Source organism: Pseudomonas azerbaijanorientalis, assembly GCF_019139795.1.
Taxonomy (GTDB): domain Bacteria; phylum Pseudomonadota; class Gammaproteobacteria; order Pseudomonadales; family Pseudomonadaceae; genus Aquipseudomonas; species Aquipseudomonas laurylsulfatiphila.
On sequence record NZ_CP077078.1, the window covers coordinates 6,136,354 to 6,151,969 of the forward strand.

The following is a 15,616-nucleotide window of genomic DNA, read 5'->3' on the forward strand; positions in this document are numbered from 1 at the left end:
CTTTTTGCAGTTGGGTTTTGGCTGCACCTGCTTGCCCGTTGGCGGGCGAGTAAGGCCAGTACTTCAATTTTCCGGTGGGGCTAATGTTCGGTGGAGCTCATATGCTCCAGCGAGCACTCAACAAACGTTCATTCAACAGGTTCGGATCGAGCGGCTTGGGCCGTCGTGCCATGGCGCTGAGAAAAAGCTCCAGCGATTCGTCCAGGCGCTGTTCCAGCTCGGGCGCCAACTGCGCCAGGGCGCTGCCTTCGCCGTAAGCGATCTGGCTGTCGACGGCGAAAATCCCGTGGAGCATTTCCTGGGCTTTCAACGCCGACAGCACCGGCTTGAGCGCGTAGTCCACCGCCAGCATGTGGGCGATGCTGCCGCCAGTTGCCATCGGCAACACCACCTTGTGGCTCAGGGCGCGTTCGGGCAATAGATCCAGCACGGTTTTCAATGCGCCGGAGAACGAAGCCTTGTACACCGGCGTAGCGATCAGCAGGCCATCGGCGTTTTCAATCTGTTGCAGCAGGTCAATGACCTTCGGGCTGTCGAAGCGTGCATGCAGCAAGTCTTCGGCCGGGAAGTCCCGTACCTGATAACTCACCACCTCCACACCCTGTTCTTGCAACCAACGCTTGGAGCGGTCCAGTAGCACCCCGGAACGGGAGCGCTGACTGGGACTACCTCCGAGTGAGACGACCAACATTCAGACGATTCCTTGAGCGGTGTTGGCGATTCGCGGTTTGCGATCTCGCTTCGATGGAGTGACCTTAACAGCTGATTCATATATCCATAAATCATATTTATTCATTTGGTTATTCGTTATAGAAATATAAAAAACAACTTCATTCGGGCAAAAAAAAGGCCGTCGAAACGGCCTGAAGTCCCCTGCTTTGTGGGTGCTTGTGGTGTCTGACCCGACGCCTTCGCGAGCAAGCCCGCTCCCACAGATGGACGCGGACAAATGTGGGAGCGGGCTTGCTCGCGAAGACGGCATCAGCCACACCGCCGATACCGGTGACTTACCGATTGGGCTGCGGCGTCAGGCGCAAGTAAGGCTTGACCGCCCGATAGCCCTTGGGAAAGCGCTGTTTGATTTCCTCTTCATCCTTGAGCGACGGCACGATCACCACTTCATCACCGTCCTGCCAGTTGGCCGGCGTGGCCACCTTGTAGTTGTCGGTGAGTTGCAGCGAGTCGATCACCCGCAGGATTTCGTTGAAATTGCGCCCGGTGCTCGCCGGGTAGGTAATCGTCAACCGAACCTTTTTGTTCGGATCGATCACGAACAGCGAACGCACGGTCAGGGTGTCGTTGGCGTTGGGATGGATCAGGTCGTAGAGGTCCGAGACCTTGCGGTCGGCGTCATCCAGGATCGGAAAGTTGACCACGGTACTCTGCGTCTCATTGATGTCCTCGATCCATCTGTGATGCGACTCCACAGGGTCCACGGACAGTGCGATTGCCTTGACACCGCGTGCCGCGAACTCATCCTTGAGCCTGGCGGTGAAACCCAGTTCGGTGGTGCATACCGGCGTGAAATCCGCCGGATGGGAAAACAGCACGCCCCAGCTATCGCCCAGCCACTGGTGGAAACGGATGATGCCGGCGCTGGAGTTCTGTTCGAAATCGGGGGCGATATCGCCAAGTCTGAGACCCATGGTGCTGCTCCTTGTGAGTGCTTGATGGGTTCAACTTTGCCTGTGTTTTTTATCTATTAAAAAGAATAAATATCGATTTATTTAGATCATTAAGAAATATTAAAGATCTGTTCACTGGACGAGCACGCGCAACCCGTCGAAGATCGGCCACGAGGTTCGAGAAGGCCTTGAGTTGCTGCAAAGAGGGAACTTCAGGACGGGATTACGGGGGTGAACCCGTCTTGAACATGTAAAAGCCCCGCCCGGTGCAATACCGGGCGGGGCTTTTTTGCATCGGTTACGCGAGCGCTATTACAACAGCGGGATCGAGTAGCTGACGATCAGGCGGTTTTCGTCCTGCGAACGGGTGTTCGGCAGGTCGGTGCGCCAGGTCGCGTTTTTCCACGCCAGGCCCAGGTTCTTCAACGGACCTTCCTGCACCACGTAGGCAACACTCAGGTCACGCTCCCACTCGGAAGCACCGTTGGCCGCCTGGCCACCCTTGGCGTTGACGGTATCGATGCTGTCGCCGTGCAGGTACACCAGACCCGCGGTCAGGCCAGGCACGCCGACCTTGGCGAAGTCGAATGAGTAACGTGCTTGCCAGGTTTTCTCGCCAGCACGGCCGAACTTCTGGATTTGCGAATCGGTGATGGTGTAGTTCGACGAACCGTCACCCTGGTTCAGCCAAGGGAAGTCACTGCTGCCGTTGCTGACCTGGTAACCGCCACCGAAGGTATGACCGGCAACCGAATACAGGAACAGGCCGCTGTACAGGTTGTTGTCGACCTTGCCTTTACCGTTTGGCGCGTTGTAGTTGCCAGTGGTGTAGTACAGCGGGTCGTGACCGTTGGCACCATCATCAGAGCTGTTGAAATAACGGAAATCCGACTTCAACACGCCCGGGCCGATTGCCCAGTTGTGAACCAGGCCCAGGAAGTGTTGCTTGTAGAACTCTTCCAGCTTGCCGTAGTAGTACTGGGCTGTCAGGTCCTTGGTGATCTTGTAGTCGCCACCGGCATAGATGAACTTGTTGCTGTCGCGGAACTTGGTACCGCGAGTGTTCGCACCGGAAATCGACATTTGATCGTTGTTGCTGGAGTTACGGCCTTTAACGGCTTCGATCTGACCACCGACCAGCGACAGGTCCTTGATCTCGGCGGAAGTGATCTGGCCACCCTGCCAGGTTTGCGGCAGCAGACGACCATCGTTGGTCACGATCACCGGGTTTTTCGGCTGCAGGGTGCCCAGTTTCAGTTCAGTCTGGGAAACCTTGGCTTTGGCGGTCAGGCCCAGGCTGGAGAAATCATCTACCGCCTCGCCATTGGATTTGCTCGGGAAAACCGTGCCGCCGTAAGAAGTCGCCGTGGCGCCGTTGGTACCGCCGCCCGAATCCAGCTTGACGCCCAACAGGCCGATCGCATCGATACCGAAACCGACGGTGCCCTGGGTGTAACCGGAAATGAAACGCAGGTCGAAGCCTTGGCCCCACTCTTCGTTTTTGTTGGGACCGGTACCGTCGCGGTAGTCGGTGTTGATGTAGAAGTTACGCAGCCCCAACGTTGCCTTGCTGTCTTCGATGAAACCCGCGGCGTTTGCCTGCTGGGCCAATACCCCGACGGCCACAGCCATGGCCAAGGTGGATTTGTTCATGTTTCGCTCCTCTCGTTTCTAGTTCTGACGTTCCTGGTCCCGAATCGATTGCCCGGGATCCTGAATGCATAAATTCGCGGCAAACCGTCTAGGCCGGTCGTTTGGCGGGCCGCAGGATACATGGCCTTAAAGCCAGAAAGAATTGTTTAAGTGTTTTTAATAGCACTGTGGAATATGGCTTCCCACGGCAGAATCGAGGTATCGGCGGCAAGGCCGATTCCTGAAACTGATTGTCGAGGGACGAAATTGCGAATCCGAGCTCAGGGATGAGTGTCGGACAGACGCACTTTAAGCGGGATGGATAAAAACCAAAAAGAATAATAAATAATCAATAAAGATCATTATGGAATATAAAAATCAGCTCAAAAAAAACCTCGTCAACAGACGAGGCTTTTTCACAAGGCTTGTTACAGGAAGCTGTAGGTGTAGTTGAAGATCACACGAGTCTGGTCAACATCAGGGTTGTTGGAAACTTCACTGCCACGGTAGACGCCATTACGCAGCGTTACGCCGAAACCTTTGAGAGCACCCTGCTGGATGGTGTAGTCGATCCGCATGTCGCGCTCCCACTCGGAGCTGTCAGGACCACTGCCGTTGGTCGCCTTGATGTCATCGCCGTGCAGGTAGGCGATCGAAGTTTTCAGGCCCGGCACACCCAGCGCTGCGAAGTCATAGGAGTACTGGCCGAAAGTGGTGTTTTCACCGGCACGAACAAATCCGTTGATCATGGAGTCGGTGAACAGGTAGAAGCTGGCGCCGCCGTTCCCTTCCGGACGGCCATTGCCATCGACCACGTTGCCCTGGTTCAGGTAAACAAAACCACCGTCATCGCTGACGCGCTGATGACCGAGCAGGAAAGCGTTGCCACCCAGGGTGTAGGTGAACATGGCGCTCCAGGTCTTGTTATCGACCTCGCCCGGATTCTTGGCGAAACCGTTGTTGTTGTTGAAACGGAAACCCGGATCACCGTTCCTGCCGTCGGAGCTGCTGTCGAAGTAACGAATATCCGTCTTGAAGGACTGGTTGGCGCTGATCGGTAGCACGTGGATCAAGCCCAGGAAATCCTGCTTGTAGTAGTCCTTCAGATTCGAGTGGTAGTACTGCAGGGTCAGGTCCTTGGTGACCTTCCAGTCAGCACCACCGTAGTAGAACTTGTTGCTGCCCTCTGTACCGCCAGCCACGGCCAGGCCGGTGGAGTTCGAGGAGGCGCGACCTGCCGAATGCTCCAACTGACCTGCGTTGAAGGTCACGTTGTCGATTTCTTTCGAAGTGATGGTGCCGCCGTCAAAGGTCTGTGGCAGCAGACGGCTGTCGTTCGCGACCAGGATCGGCAAGTTGGGTGCCAGAGCGCCACCCAGGTGGGCTTCGGTCTTCGAGAAGCGCGCCTTGACGTTAGCGGCTGCACGGGTCCATTCGGACACGGCCGAACCATCGCTGTCGCTTGGGAAGAAGGTGTTGTTGTCTGGGTGGTGACCCTTGCCGCCGTCCAGGTGGATACCCAGCAGTGCCTGGGCGTCGATACCGAAACCGACTGTGCCTTGGGTGAAGCCGGACAGATAATCGAATTTCAGGCCTTCTGCGGACTCTCTCTGATCCGCACCGCCTTCACGGTTATCGTTGTTGTAATACATGGTCCGGGAACTGATGGACGCCTTGCTGTCTTCCAGGAAACCTGCGGCGCCTGCCTGCTGCGCCACTACCCCTACGGCCACGGCCAAAGCCAAGGTGGACTTGTTCATTGTGAAGCTCCTCTCGATTCTAATTCTTGTATTCCTGGTCTCGAGTCGTCGCCCGAAATCCTAAGATGCGCGATTAGCGCCAGACCGTGACCCACAAGTCAATCGTAACCATGTGTGTCTACGACCATAGTCTAACCCCCGGTTTTTTGGTCCCTGCAGGGTCATGAACTCGTCATGAACCTGAAAAGAATTACTCGATTCTTTTCTAATACCGTTTAGGAATTTAGCTCCCAATTTTGAGACCCCCCCTGAATAGAGGGTTTGGCTCATAAGCTAATTCCTAATCGGTATTTATTTTTACTTTTTTATATCGTTTAGTTTTTACGCAATTCGGAAACAAATCCTTCACCGAAAGGCGGCCCCATGACGACCAAACGCGCACTATCCGGATCAATTGTTACAGCTTGTGTATCTCTCGCATTTTCTTTCACCGCTCAGGCGGCGAACCTCACCGTCGGTTATCAAACCGGAATCGACCCCAGCAAAGTGCCCCAGGCCGATGGCCTTTATGAAAAAACCATCGGCCAGCCCATCGACTGGCGGCGCTTCAACAGCGGCCCGGAAGTGGTCACGGCGATTGCCTCGGGCGATGTGCAAATCGGCAATCTCGGCTCCAGTCCGCTGGCCGCTGCCGCCTCGCGCAACCTGCCGATTGTCGCGTTCATCGTCTCGGCCCAGATCAATGCCGCTGAAGCGCTGGTGGTACGTAACGGCAGCGGCATCGAAAAACCGCAAGATCTGATCGGAAAGACCATCGCCACGCCTTTCGTTTCAACCTCCCACTACAGCCTGCTCGGTGCGCTGAAGCACTGGGGCCTGGACGGTTCGAAAGTCAAAGTGGTGAACCTGCAGCCAGCAGAAATCGCCGCCGCCTGGAAGCGCGGCGATATTGACGGCGCGTTTGTCTGGTCGCCCGCACTGGGAGAAATCCGCAAGACTGGCAAGACCCTGACCGACGCTGCGCAGGTCGGCCAATGGGGCGCGCCAACCTTTGAGGTCTGGGTGGCGCGCAAGGATTACGCAGAGAAGCACCCAGATGTGGTGGTCAAATTCGCCAAGGTCACCCTCGACTCCTTTGCTGATTACGCAGCGCATAAAGCCAACTGGACAGTCGACTCGGAGCCCGTCCAGAAAATCGCCAAACTGACCGGTGCCAACGCCGCCGATGTGCCGGAGCTATTGGCCGGTTCCGCATTCCCCGATGCCAAGGCGCAACAGAGCACCGCGCTGCTGGACGGCGGCACGGCCAAGGCCATTGGCGAGACGGCGAAATTCTTGAAGGAGCAAGGGAAAGTGGAGACGGTGCTGCCGGATTATTCGCCGTATGTCAGCGCGAAGTTTGTCACCGAGTAATCCACTGAAACCTGTGGCGAGGGGGCTCGCCCCCGTTGGGCTGCGGGGCAGCCCAAAGCCTGCCTGACCGAGTCGCATGGTCTTGCGGCCGCTTCGCGACCGAACGGGGGCAAGCCCCCTCGCCACAGGGACCGTCACTGCTTCAACATCAAAGGGCTTTTTCGAAGATCTTGGAATTACGCTGATAGTTGTACAGCGACGCCCGCGCCGACGGCAGCCGGTCGACGCTGCTAGGTTCAAAGCCACGCTCGCGGAACCAGTGCGCGGTGCGGGTGGTGAGGACGAACAAGGTTTTCAATCCCTGAGCTCGCGCGCGGGTTTCAATACGCTCCAGCAGCTCATCACCGCGACCGCCATGGCGGTACTCCGGATTCACCGCCAGACACGCGAGTTCACCCGTGTCCGAATCGGCGATCTGATACAGCGCCGCACAGGCGATGATCATGCCTTCGCGTTCAACCACACTGAACTGCTCGATTTCGCGCTCCAGCACCTCGCGGGAACGGCGCACCAGGATGCCCTGCTCTTCCAGCGGACTGATCAGATCCAGCAAACCACCGACGTCTTCAATGGCGGCTTCGCGTACCACTTCGAACTGTTCCTGGGCCACAAGAGTGCCGCCACCGTCGCGGGTGAACAGCTCGGTCAGCAACGCACCGTCTTCGGCGTAACTGACGATATGGCTGCGGGCCACGCCGCCACGGCAAGCTTCGGCCGCGGCATCCAGCAATTCTGCCTGATAGTTGCTGCCCAACCGTTGCAGATGCGCCGGCACTTGCTGCGGACGCAGTTCGCGCACCAGGCGCCCGTGTTCGTCGATCAGACCCAGGTCGGCACCGAACAGCAGCAGCTTATCCGCGCCCAGGTCGATGGCCGCGCGGGTGGCGACGTCTTCGCAGGCCAGGTTGAAAATCTCACCGGTCGGTGAATAACCCAGCGGCGACAAAAGCACGATGGAGCGCTCGTCCAGCAGACGGTTGATGCCCTTGCGGTCGACCCGGCGCACTTCGCCGGTGTGGTGATAGTCGACGCCTTCAAGCACGCCGATCGGCCGTGCCGTCACCAGGTTGCCGCTGGCCACCCGCAGGCGCGAGCCCTGCATGGGCGACGAAGCCATGTCCATCGACAGGCGAGCCTCAATGGCAATGCGCAACTGGCCGACCGCGTCGATCACGCACTCCAGGGTCGCGGCATCGGTGATACGCATGCCGTGATGGTAGTGCGGGGTCAGGCCACGGGCCGCGAGGCGCGCTTCGATTTGCGGCCGGGAGCCGTGAACCAGCACCAGGCGCACGCCCAGGCTGTGCAACAGCACCAGGTCGTGGACGATATTGCCGAAGTTCGGGTGTTCAACGCCGTCGCCGGGCAGCATGACGACAAAGGTGCAATCGCGGTGGGCGTTGATGTAAGGCGAAGCGTGACGAAGCCAATTGACGTATTCGGGCATGAACCTGGGCCTGTAATAAATAGCAGCCGAAAAAAGGGCGAAACTGAAAACGCACAGCGGGCTGATGGTTATCGTCGGAACAGGCTTGGCGACACGCGCGCTCTCCTCATGAATACGGGTTTGGAAACTGGCAATTTAATCGCGCCCCCAGTAGGAGCTGCCGAAGGCTGCGATCTTTTGCTCTTGATTCTAAAACCAAAGATCAAAAGATCGCAGCCTTCGGCAGCTCCTACAAGTGTTGCGTTCAAGTGGTTGACACCGCGGCTTGGGCCGGTGTCAGGCAATAGTGTTCGATCAGTTGCCTTAATAGATGCACCGTAGGCTGCAAACGTGACATTTCGAGGTATTCCCCCGGCTGATGGGCACAAGCGATATCACCCGGGCCAAGCACCAGCGTTTCACAGCCAAGGCGCTGAAGATAAGGTGCTTCGGTGCCGAACGCCACTGCTTCGGCGCTGTGTCCGGTGAGCTTTTCGGCAATACGCACCAGTTCTGCGTCCTCGGCCTGTTCGAACGACGGCACGTCGGGGAACAACGGCGCGTAATCGATCTTGACCTGATGCCGCTCGGCAACCGGCTTGAGCTTCTGCAGGATCTCGGCACGCAGGACCTTGGGGTCCATGCCGGGCAGCGGTCGCAAATCGAATTCCAGCGAACACTGGCCGCAGATGCGGTTGGGATTGTCGCCGCCATGGATGCAGCCGAAGTTCATCGTTGGCATCGGCACGCCAAACTGTGGATTGCGGAATTCGCGCTGCCATAACAAGCGCAGACCACGCAGTTCGCCGATGGCATCGTGCATGGCCTCAAGGGCGCTGTGGCCCAGGCGCGGGTCGGAAGAGTGACCGCTCTGCCCGAGGATGTCGATGCGTTCCATCATGATGCCTTTGTGCATACGGATCGGCTTGAGCCCGGTCGGCTCGCCGATCACCGCCGCCCGCCCCAGCGGCCGCCCAGCTTCGGCCAGCGCGCGGGCACCGGACATCGAGCTTTCTTCATCGCAGGTGGCGAGAATCAGCAGTGGCTGTTTGAACGGCTGATCGAGCAGCGGGATGACCGCCTCGATCGCCAGGGCGAAAAAGCCCTTCATGTCACAACTGCCCAGACCGACCCAACGACCGTCGACTTCCGTCAGCTTCAGCGGGTCGGTTTGCCACAGCGCACCGTCGAACGGCACGGTATCGCTGTGCCCGGCCAGCACCAGGCCGCCGGGGCCTGAGCCGAAACTGGCCAGCAGGTTGAACTTGCCGGGGTTGACCTGCTGGATCTCGCAGGTAAAACCCAGCTCACCGAGCCACGTCGCCAGCAGATCGATGACCGGGCGGTTGCTTTGATCGAGTCTGGGTTGGGTACAACTGACGGACGGCGCGGCGATCAGCGCAGCGAACTGTTCTTTCATCGACGGCAATGGCATCGCTGACTCCCGGCACCCGAATTGAGGTTCATCATAGAACCAACCGATGACAGGAATAAACCGTCTCGGCGCGTACTAACCTTGAGTCCTGTACACTGCACGACCTTGGCAGCCACACATTCCCCCGGCTGCGCTCCCGATCCTGGATTTTCCGGCCATGCAGAAAGAAACCGAAATCAAACTCCGCGTCAGCCGCGAAACCCTCGCCGCCCTGCGCGAGCACCCCTTACTGAAAAAACGCAACAAAAGTGGCTGGGAACGCCGTGAGTTGATGAATCAGTACTTCGACACCCCAGAGCGCGATCTGGCCCAGGCCAAAGTCGCCCTGCGCCTGCGCAAGGATGGCGAAGAAGTGATCCAGACCCTCAAGACCCGCGGCCAGAGTGTCGCCGGCCTGTCGGTGCGTAACGAGTACGACTGGAACCTGCCCAAAGCCAAGCTCGACCTGAAGAAACTCGATGGCGAATGCTGGCCCGAGGAACTGGCCACACTGGACAAGAAAACCCTGAAGCCGATCTTCACCACCGACTTCGTCCGCGAACGCGCGGAAATCGCCTGGGGCCGTGGCAAGACCAAAGTGGTCATCGAAGCCGCCCTGGACCTTGGCCACGTAGTGGTCGGCAAGCAGAAAGAAGAAATCTGCGAGCTGGAGCTGGAGCTGCGTGAAGGCGAGCCGGCCGCATTGCTGGAGCTGGCTGCCGAGCTGGCCGAGAAACTGGCGCTGATGCCATGCGATATCAGCAAGGCCGAGCGCGGTTATCGCCTGTACGACGCCCACAGCTATTCATTGAGCCTGCCGGCGCCGCAGATCACGGCCGAAACACCGCTGGACGACACGTTCGCCGCACTGAGCTGGCACTTGCTCGGCAGCAGCCAGCGCCTGGCCGAGCAGTATCGCTTCAACGGTCACTGGCGCTTGTTGCAGGACTGGGTCGAGTGCCTGGCCGAAATGCGCGCGCTGATCAGCAGCCTTGGTCAAGCCGCACCACGTCAGTCAACTCACGACCTGCGCATCGCCCTTGATGCCTTGCTGGAAGACTGGCGTCCGCTGGTCCAGGCCGGCCTGGACGATGAAGACGTGCGCAAAGCCGCGCCCGAGCAGTTCCTTGAAGAACTCGAAGACCCGCGCTGGGGCCTGTTCTCACTGACGACCTCACGCTGGCTGCTGGCCCGCACCTGGGCTGCCGACCGCAACACCCGTGGCAATCGCCAGGGTGCTGCGCAACTGGGCAGCTGGTTGCCACGCCTGTTGGGTGAAGAAGCCAACTCGCTGCAATTGCAACGCTATCAGCAACAACCGGAAGACCTGGCCGAGCAACTGCCGCGCATCGAACGCATCCAGGTGTGGCTGCACCATGCGCGTAACGTGCTGGAGATCCCGGAAATGGATCGCCTGTACGGCGAACTCAATAAACTGGCGCAACTGGCCAACGAATCGATCACCGACGAAGTCCTGGATGCGCGCAAGCAGCAGGCGATTGCGGTGTATCAGAACCGTGCCTGGAAGATGTTGCTGCGTCTGTAATACCGCCTTCGCGAGCAAGCCCGCTCCCACACTGGATCTGTGATCGACACAAATCCCCTGTGGGAGCGGGCTTGCCCGCGAAGAGGCCCGTACATTCACCACAAAACATCAGACCGGCAAACTCGTCGTGGACTTGATCTCCGACAACGCCACGATCGAGTTGACCTCCTGAATCCCCGGCACCATCGACAACTTCTCGAAGAAGAAGCGCTCGTACGCCTCGATGTCCGCCGTGACAATCCGCAGCAGAAAATCCACCGCCCCCATCAGCACATAACACTCCAACACCTCCGGAAAACCGCGAATCGCCTCGGTGAATTCGGTGAAGTTCGAACGCCCGTGGGCATTGAGTTTCACCTCCGCGAAGATCTGCGTGTTCAGGCCGATTTTCTTGCGGTCGAGCAAGGTCACCTGGCCGCGAATGATGCCCTCCTCCTTCATCCGCTGAATACGTCGCCAGCAAGGCGATTGCGAGAGCCCCACCTGCTCGGCGATCTGCGCGCTGGAGAGCGAAGCGTCCTCTTGCAGCAAGGCGAGGATCTTGCGGTCGTAGCTGTCCAGTTCGCTTTGCATAAAAAAACCTTCAATCTCTTGATATGTGAATTGATTAAGTCTGTGTTCCTGCCATCTGGCCAATCATAGAGAAGAAATACCCGGCACAGGATGTAAATATTTCTCCAGTAATTCTGGAGCCTGACCATGCCGTATCTCGAAGCCGTGAACACCCCACCTGCCCGCGCCGATGTCTGGAACGTCAGCAATGCCCATTGCCGTGTTCACTATCAAATGCTGGCCGAGGCCGAACCGGACCTGCTGTGTCGCGCCCTCAATCTGTTCGCCTTGCAATCGCTCACGCCGGAACAGGTCAACGTGCAGCGCCAGGACGACTGGCTGACTATCGATATCGTCATCGACGGTTTGAGCTGGCACCGCGCGCAAGTGATCGCTGAAAAACTTCGTAACCTGATCTGCGTCTGCTCGGTTGAGCTGCAGGAAGCTGACTCTGCCTGGGCCGAAACGATACAGGCGGCGGGCTGAAAAACGCCGAAACGGCTTCGTCGGGTAGTGGCCCAGCGGTCAGCCGGGCCACGGCTATCCTTTGCGCACTGTCGTTCAAAAGGAGCCCGCATGTCCGTACAACTCGCCTTTCAGGACCGCTGGCTGGATCTCAATGATGTGCTGCGCGAACTGGTCGCCCAGGGCTTTATCAGCCAGGATTCGGCCGAACACGCGCTCAATGCCCGCCGCCGCAACGCCACCCATGGCCAAATGCATCCGCTGGAGTTCATTGCCAGCCAACAGTTGGGCGACCTCAGCCGCCCCGGCAAACTGCTGGACCTGGAAAGCCTGACCCTGTGGCTGTCCCGGCAGGCCGGACAGCCTTATCTGCGCATCGATCCGTTGAAAATCAACGTCGCGGCCGTGACCCCGCTGATGTCCTATGCCTTCGCACAGCGCCACAAGATCCTCGCGGTAGCGATCGACCGTGATGCGGTGACCGTGGCTAGCGCCCAGCCTTATGTCAGCGGCTGGGAGGCGGACCTGACCCATGTGCTCAAATTGCCGATCAAGCGTGTGGTGGCCAACCCGGTGGACATCCAGCGCTTGAGCGTCGAATTTTTCCGTCTGGCCAAATCGGTCACCGGGGCCAACAGCGCCGACCCGCACGTCAGCACCCTCGGCAATTTCGAACAGCTGCTCAACCTCGGCGCCAGCGACCAGGAGCCGGACGCCAATGACGCACACATCGTCAACATCGTCGACTGGCTGTTCCAGTACGCGTTCCAGCAACGCGCCAGCGACATCCACATCGAGCCCCGTCGCGAGCAAGGCACGGTGCGCTTTCGCATCGACGGCGTGCTGCACAACGTCTACCAATTCCCGCCCCAGGTCACCATGGCCATCGTCAGTCGCCTGAAAACCCTGGGGCGCATGAACGTCGCGGAGAAACGCAAACCCCAGGACGGCCGGGTGAAAACCAAGACCCCGGACGGCGGCGAAGTTGAATTGCGTTTGTCGACACTGCCCACCGCCTTCGGCGAAAAAATGGTCATGCGGATCTTCGACCCGGACGTCCTGCTCAAGGATTTCGACCAGCTCGGTTTCTCCACCGACGACCTGCGCCGCTGGCAGGACATGACCCGCCAGCCCCACGGCATCATCCTCGTCACCGGGCCGACGGGGTCGGGCAAGACCACCACCCTCTACACCACCCTGAAAAAACTGGCGACGCCGGAGGTCAACCTCTGCACCATCGAAGACCCGATTGAAATGGTCGAGCCGGCCTTCAACCAGATGCAGGTCCAACACAACATCGACCTGACCTTCGCCGCTGGCGTGCGTGCGCTGATGCGACAAGACCCGGACATCATCATGATCGGCGAGATCCGCGACCTCGAAACCGCGGAGATGGCGATCCAGGCGGCGCTCACCGGGCACCTGGTGCTATCGACCCTGCACACCAACGATGCGCCCGGCGCCATCAGCCGCCTGCTGGAACTCGGCGTGCCGCATTACCTGATCAAGGCCACGGTGCTTGGCGTCATGGCCCAGCGACTGGTGCGAACCCTGTGCCCGCACTGCAAGGCGCCACTGGCGCTGGGCGAAGACGATTGGCAAACCCTGACCCGCCCCTGGCAGGCCCCGCTGCCAGACAATGCCCAGCAGGCCATCGGTTGCGTGGAATGCCGCGATACCGGTTATCGCGGCCGCGCCGGGGTCTACGAAATCATGCAACTGAGCGATGGCATCAAGGCGTTGATCAGTCCCGATACCGATCTGCTGGCCGTGCGACGCCAGGCATTCAAGGAAGGCATGCGCAGCCTGCGGCTGTCGGGGGCGCAAAAGGTCGCCGCCGGGCTGACGACCATCGAGGAGGTGCTGCGCGTGACGCCCCAGAGCGAGCAGAACTGAACCCGGCTGTTCTTATCCGCCATCGGCACCGCTACACTCCAACGATTGCTACTCCACAGATCCACACATCAACAAGGAATCGTTATGCAGATCGGTAGTGTGCTTTTGCTTTTTGTCGGCCTGGTGGTCGCCATTCTGTTCATGGGCTTCAAGGTCGTGCCCCAGGGTTTTGAATGGACCGTCGAGCGTTTCGGGCGCTACACCAACACGCTCAAGCCGGGGCTGAACGTCATCGTTCCGGTCATGGACCGCATCGGGCGCAAGATGAATGTGATGGAAAGCGTGCTGGATATTCCGCCACAGGAAGTCATCACCGCCGACAACGCCACGGTGCAAATCGACGCCGTGTGCTTCTTCCAGGTGGTCAACACGGCCCAGGCTGCCTACGAGGTCAACAACCTCGAGCACGCCATCCGCAACCTGTTGCAAACCAACATCCGCACAGTGCTCGGCTCGATGGAGCTCGACGCCATGCTTAGCCAGCGGGACGGCATCAACGAAAAACTGCTGCGCACCGTCGATGAAGCGACCGCGCCGTGGGGCATCAAGATCACCCGGATCGAGATCAAGGACATCAGCCCACCCGCCGACCTGATGGCGGCGATGAGTGGGCAGATGAAAGCCGAACGGATCAAGCGTGCACAGATCCTCGAAGCCGAAGGCCTGCGTGCCGCAGCGATCCTGACCGCCGAAGGCAAGAAGCAGGCGCAGATCCTCGAAGCCGAAGGCAGTCGGCAGGCGGCCTTCCTGGAGGCCGAAGCCCGGGAGCGGCAAGCCCAGGCAGAAGCCCAGGCCACCAAGGTGGTATCCGAAGCGATCGCCAGCGGTAACGTGCAAGCGGTCAACTACTTCGTGGCGCAGAAGTACATCGACGCGCTGGGCAACCTGGCTTCGGCCAACAACAGCAAAGTGATCCTGATGCCCCTGGAGGCCAGTTCGATGATCGGCGCGGTGGGCGGCATTGGTGAAATCGTCAAAGCCACTTTCGATAACAAGAAAGCCTGAGGCGCGCCATGTGGGCATTTTTGCAGCATCTTTCGTTCTGGGACTGGTTGGCGCTGGGCACGGTGTTGTTGATTCTTGAAGTGTTCGGCGCCGGCGGCTACCTGCTGTGGATCGGTATGGCAGCAGCTGCCGTGGGCGTCCTGACCTTCTTCCTGCCGGGCCTGTCGTGGGAATGGCAGTTCCTGTTGTTCGGCCTGTTGTCGATCGCCACCGCCTTGTACTGGTGGCGACGTCAGCGCACAGCGACTCGCCTGAGCGATCAGCCGCACCTGAACCTGCGTGGCCAGGAACTGATCGGCAAGACCTTCGTTGTGCATGAAGCAATTGTCGACGGTCGCGGCAAAATCAAGGTGGCCGACGGCGTGTGGATGGCTCGCGGGCCGGACGCTGCCATTGGCAGCCGCGTGCGAGTGGTCGGCCAGCAAGGCGCGATCCTGCTGGTCGAAACGACGGAATAGGCAGCCACGGAACTCGATTGGGGGTTGGCAATCCAACCGCGTAGTCAACCCAGTGGAGTCACCCTGTCATGCGTTTCAAACTTGCTGTCGCTACCGTCGCGCTGTTGTCCCTGCCTGTCGGTTCGGCGATGGCCGATACTTTTTGGCGTAACGTTCTTACGTCCGGTGCAACCACCGGTTCGAGCTATCTGACATCCAAGGATCACAAGCTGGTGGTCGCGGCCCAGGACGATGCCAGCAGCTTCGTCGCCAGCGATGGCGGTATCCGCGGCCCGTACCTGGAAGCGGCCATGCAGAAAGTCCGCGCCGACAACCCGGGCCTGCAAGCCACGGACATGGAGTTGGCGAACGCGATCCTGGCGAAGAATGCCGTGGCGTCTGAATAAGCGTTGCGAATGAAAAATGCCGCTCACATGAGCGGCATTTTTTTGCCCCACACAAAACCCTGTGGGAGCGGCGGTGCGGCGATCCGACTTGCTCGCGA

General features: G+C 59.2%; 14 protein-coding genes. 7 read left to right on the top strand and 7 right to left on the bottom strand.

The genetic code is table 11. The features are described 5' to 3' along the window. Positions 1-97: 97 nt before the first annotated feature. The 4 genes from ssuE to KSS91_RS27620 form a co-directional block, all read right to left on the bottom strand. On the bottom strand, positions 98-691 hold the full coding sequence (ssuE, locus tag KSS91_RS27605) for an NADPH-dependent FMN reductase (RefSeq protein WP_015097283.1): 594 nt from the start codon (positions 689-691) through the stop codon (positions 98-100). Between the two features lie 316 nt (positions 692-1,007). Next, positions 1,008-1,646 (bottom strand): peroxiredoxin, encoded by a 639-nt coding sequence (locus tag KSS91_RS27610; RefSeq protein WP_015097285.1) that lies wholly within the window; start codon positions 1,644-1,646, stop codon positions 1,008-1,010. A gap of 291 nt (positions 1,647-1,937) precedes the next feature. After that, a complete protein-coding gene (locus tag KSS91_RS27615) occupies positions 1,938-3,278 on the bottom strand; it encodes an OprD family porin (protein ID WP_095964269.1) in 1,341 nt (446 codons plus the stop codon). 407 nt (positions 3,279-3,685) lie between these two features. Next, positions 3,686-5,017, bottom strand: a complete 1,332-nt coding sequence (locus KSS91_RS27620) for an OprD family porin (RefSeq protein WP_217836662.1) — start codon at positions 5,015-5,017, stop codon at positions 3,686-3,688. 363 nt (positions 5,018-5,380) lie between these two features. On the opposite strand from KSS91_RS27620, the gene tauA reads away from it, so the two are divergent. Continuing rightward, positions 5,381-6,370, top strand: a complete 990-nt coding sequence (tauA, locus tag KSS91_RS27625; protein WP_217836663.1) for a taurine ABC transporter substrate-binding protein — start codon at positions 5,381-5,383, stop codon at positions 6,368-6,370. 148 nt (positions 6,371-6,518) lie between these two features. On the opposite strand, the gene argA is transcribed toward tauA, so the two are convergent. Together argA and argE are read right to left on the bottom strand one after the other, a co-directional pair. Continuing rightward, entirely contained in the window at positions 6,519-7,817 is a 1,299-nt protein-coding gene (argA, locus tag KSS91_RS27630; protein ID WP_150716308.1) for an amino-acid N-acetyltransferase, read from the bottom strand. A gap of 244 nt (positions 7,818-8,061) precedes the next feature. Further along, a complete protein-coding gene (argE, locus tag KSS91_RS27635; RefSeq protein ID WP_217836664.1) occupies positions 8,062-9,231 on the bottom strand; it encodes an acetylornithine deacetylase in 1,170 nt (389 codons plus the stop codon). A 157-nt stretch (positions 9,232-9,388) separates the two neighbouring features. On the opposite strand from argE, the gene KSS91_RS27640 reads away from it, so the two are divergent. After that, positions 9,389-10,756, top strand: coding sequence for a CYTH domain-containing protein (locus KSS91_RS27640; RefSeq protein ID WP_217836665.1), 1,368 nt, complete (start codon positions 9,389-9,391; stop codon positions 10,754-10,756). A gap of 108 nt (positions 10,757-10,864) precedes the next feature. Here the strand turns inward: KSS91_RS27640 and KSS91_RS27645 are convergent, their stop codons facing one another. After that, positions 10,865-11,329 carry an Lrp/AsnC family transcriptional regulator gene (locus KSS91_RS27645; RefSeq protein ID WP_008015415.1) on the bottom strand — a complete coding sequence of 155 codons (465 nt, stop codon included), beginning with the start codon at positions 11,327-11,329 and terminating at the stop codon, positions 10,865-10,867. A 126-nt stretch (positions 11,330-11,455) separates the two neighbouring features. Here KSS91_RS27645 and KSS91_RS27650 point away from each other — a divergent pair, with 126 nt between their 5' ends. The 5 genes from KSS91_RS27650 to KSS91_RS27670 all read left to right on the top strand — a co-directional run bounded on the left by KSS91_RS27650 (position 11,456) and on the right by KSS91_RS27670 (position 15,518). Then, entirely contained in the window at positions 11,456-11,794 is a 339-nt protein-coding gene (locus KSS91_RS27650) for an ACT-like domain-containing protein (RefSeq protein WP_217836666.1), read from the top strand. 90 nt (positions 11,795-11,884) lie between these two features. Further along, positions 11,885-13,669 carry a type IV pilus assembly ATPase TfpB gene (gene tfpB / locus KSS91_RS27655; protein ID WP_217836667.1) on the top strand — a complete coding sequence of 595 codons (1,785 nt, stop codon included), beginning with the start codon at positions 11,885-11,887 and terminating at the stop codon, positions 13,667-13,669. An 84-nt stretch (positions 13,670-13,753) separates the two neighbouring features. Further along, positions 13,754-14,674 (top strand): SPFH domain-containing protein, encoded by a 921-nt coding sequence (locus tag KSS91_RS27660; protein ID WP_015097293.1) that lies wholly within the window; start codon positions 13,754-13,756, stop codon positions 14,672-14,674. Between the two features lie 8 nt (positions 14,675-14,682). After that, positions 14,683-15,132 carry an NfeD family protein gene (locus KSS91_RS27665; protein ID WP_095964278.1) on the top strand — a complete coding sequence of 150 codons (450 nt, stop codon included), beginning with the start codon at positions 14,683-14,685 and terminating at the stop codon, positions 15,130-15,132. Between the two features lie 68 nt (positions 15,133-15,200). Continuing rightward, positions 15,201-15,518, top strand: a complete 318-nt coding sequence (locus KSS91_RS27670; protein ID WP_085723777.1) for a DUF2388 domain-containing protein — start codon at positions 15,201-15,203, stop codon at positions 15,516-15,518. Positions 15,519-15,616: the final 98 nt, after the last annotated feature.

Bases quoted from the DNA above. Each gene is read 5' to 3' on its own strand.
- KSS91_RS27610 (WP_015097285.1), bottom strand. From the start codon at position 1,646: ATGGGTCTCAGACTTGGCGATATCGCCCCCGATTTCGAACAGAACTCC.
- KSS91_RS27665 (WP_095964278.1), top strand. From the start codon at position 14,683: ATGTGGGCATTTTTGCAGCATCTTTCGTTCTGGGACTGGTTGGCGCTG.
- KSS91_RS27640 (WP_217836665.1), top strand. From the start codon at position 9,389: ATGCAGAAAGAAACCGAAATCAAACTCCGCGTCAGCCGCGAAACCCTC.
- KSS91_RS27615 (WP_095964269.1), bottom strand. From the start codon at position 3,278: ATGAACAAATCCACCTTGGCCATGGCTGTGGCCGTCGGGGTATTGGCC.
- KSS91_RS27670 (WP_085723777.1), top strand. From the start codon at position 15,201: ATGCGTTTCAAACTTGCTGTCGCTACCGTCGCGCTGTTGTCCCTGCCT.
- KSS91_RS27660 (WP_015097293.1), top strand. From the start codon at position 13,754: ATGCAGATCGGTAGTGTGCTTTTGCTTTTTGTCGGCCTGGTGGTCGCC.
- argA (WP_150716308.1), bottom strand. From the start codon at position 7,817: ATGCCCGAATACGTCAATTGGCTTCGTCACGCTTCGCCTTACATCAAC.
- KSS91_RS27645 (WP_008015415.1), bottom strand. From the start codon at position 11,329: ATGCAAAGCGAACTGGACAGCTACGACCGCAAGATCCTCGCCTTGCTG.
- tfpB (WP_217836667.1), top strand. From the start codon at position 11,885: ATGTCCGTACAACTCGCCTTTCAGGACCGCTGGCTGGATCTCAATGAT.
- tauA (WP_217836663.1), top strand. From the start codon at position 5,381: ATGACGACCAAACGCGCACTATCCGGATCAATTGTTACAGCTTGTGTA.
- KSS91_RS27650 (WP_217836666.1), top strand. From the start codon at position 11,456: ATGCCGTATCTCGAAGCCGTGAACACCCCACCTGCCCGCGCCGATGTC.
- ssuE (WP_015097283.1), bottom strand. From the start codon at position 691: ATGTTGGTCGTCTCACTCGGAGGTAGTCCCAGTCAGCGCTCCCGTTCC.
- KSS91_RS27620 (WP_217836662.1), bottom strand. From the start codon at position 5,017: ATGAACAAGTCCACCTTGGCTTTGGCCGTGGCCGTAGGGGTAGTGGCG.
- argE (WP_217836664.1), bottom strand. From the start codon at position 9,231: ATGCCATTGCCGTCGATGAAAGAACAGTTCGCTGCGCTGATCGCCGCG.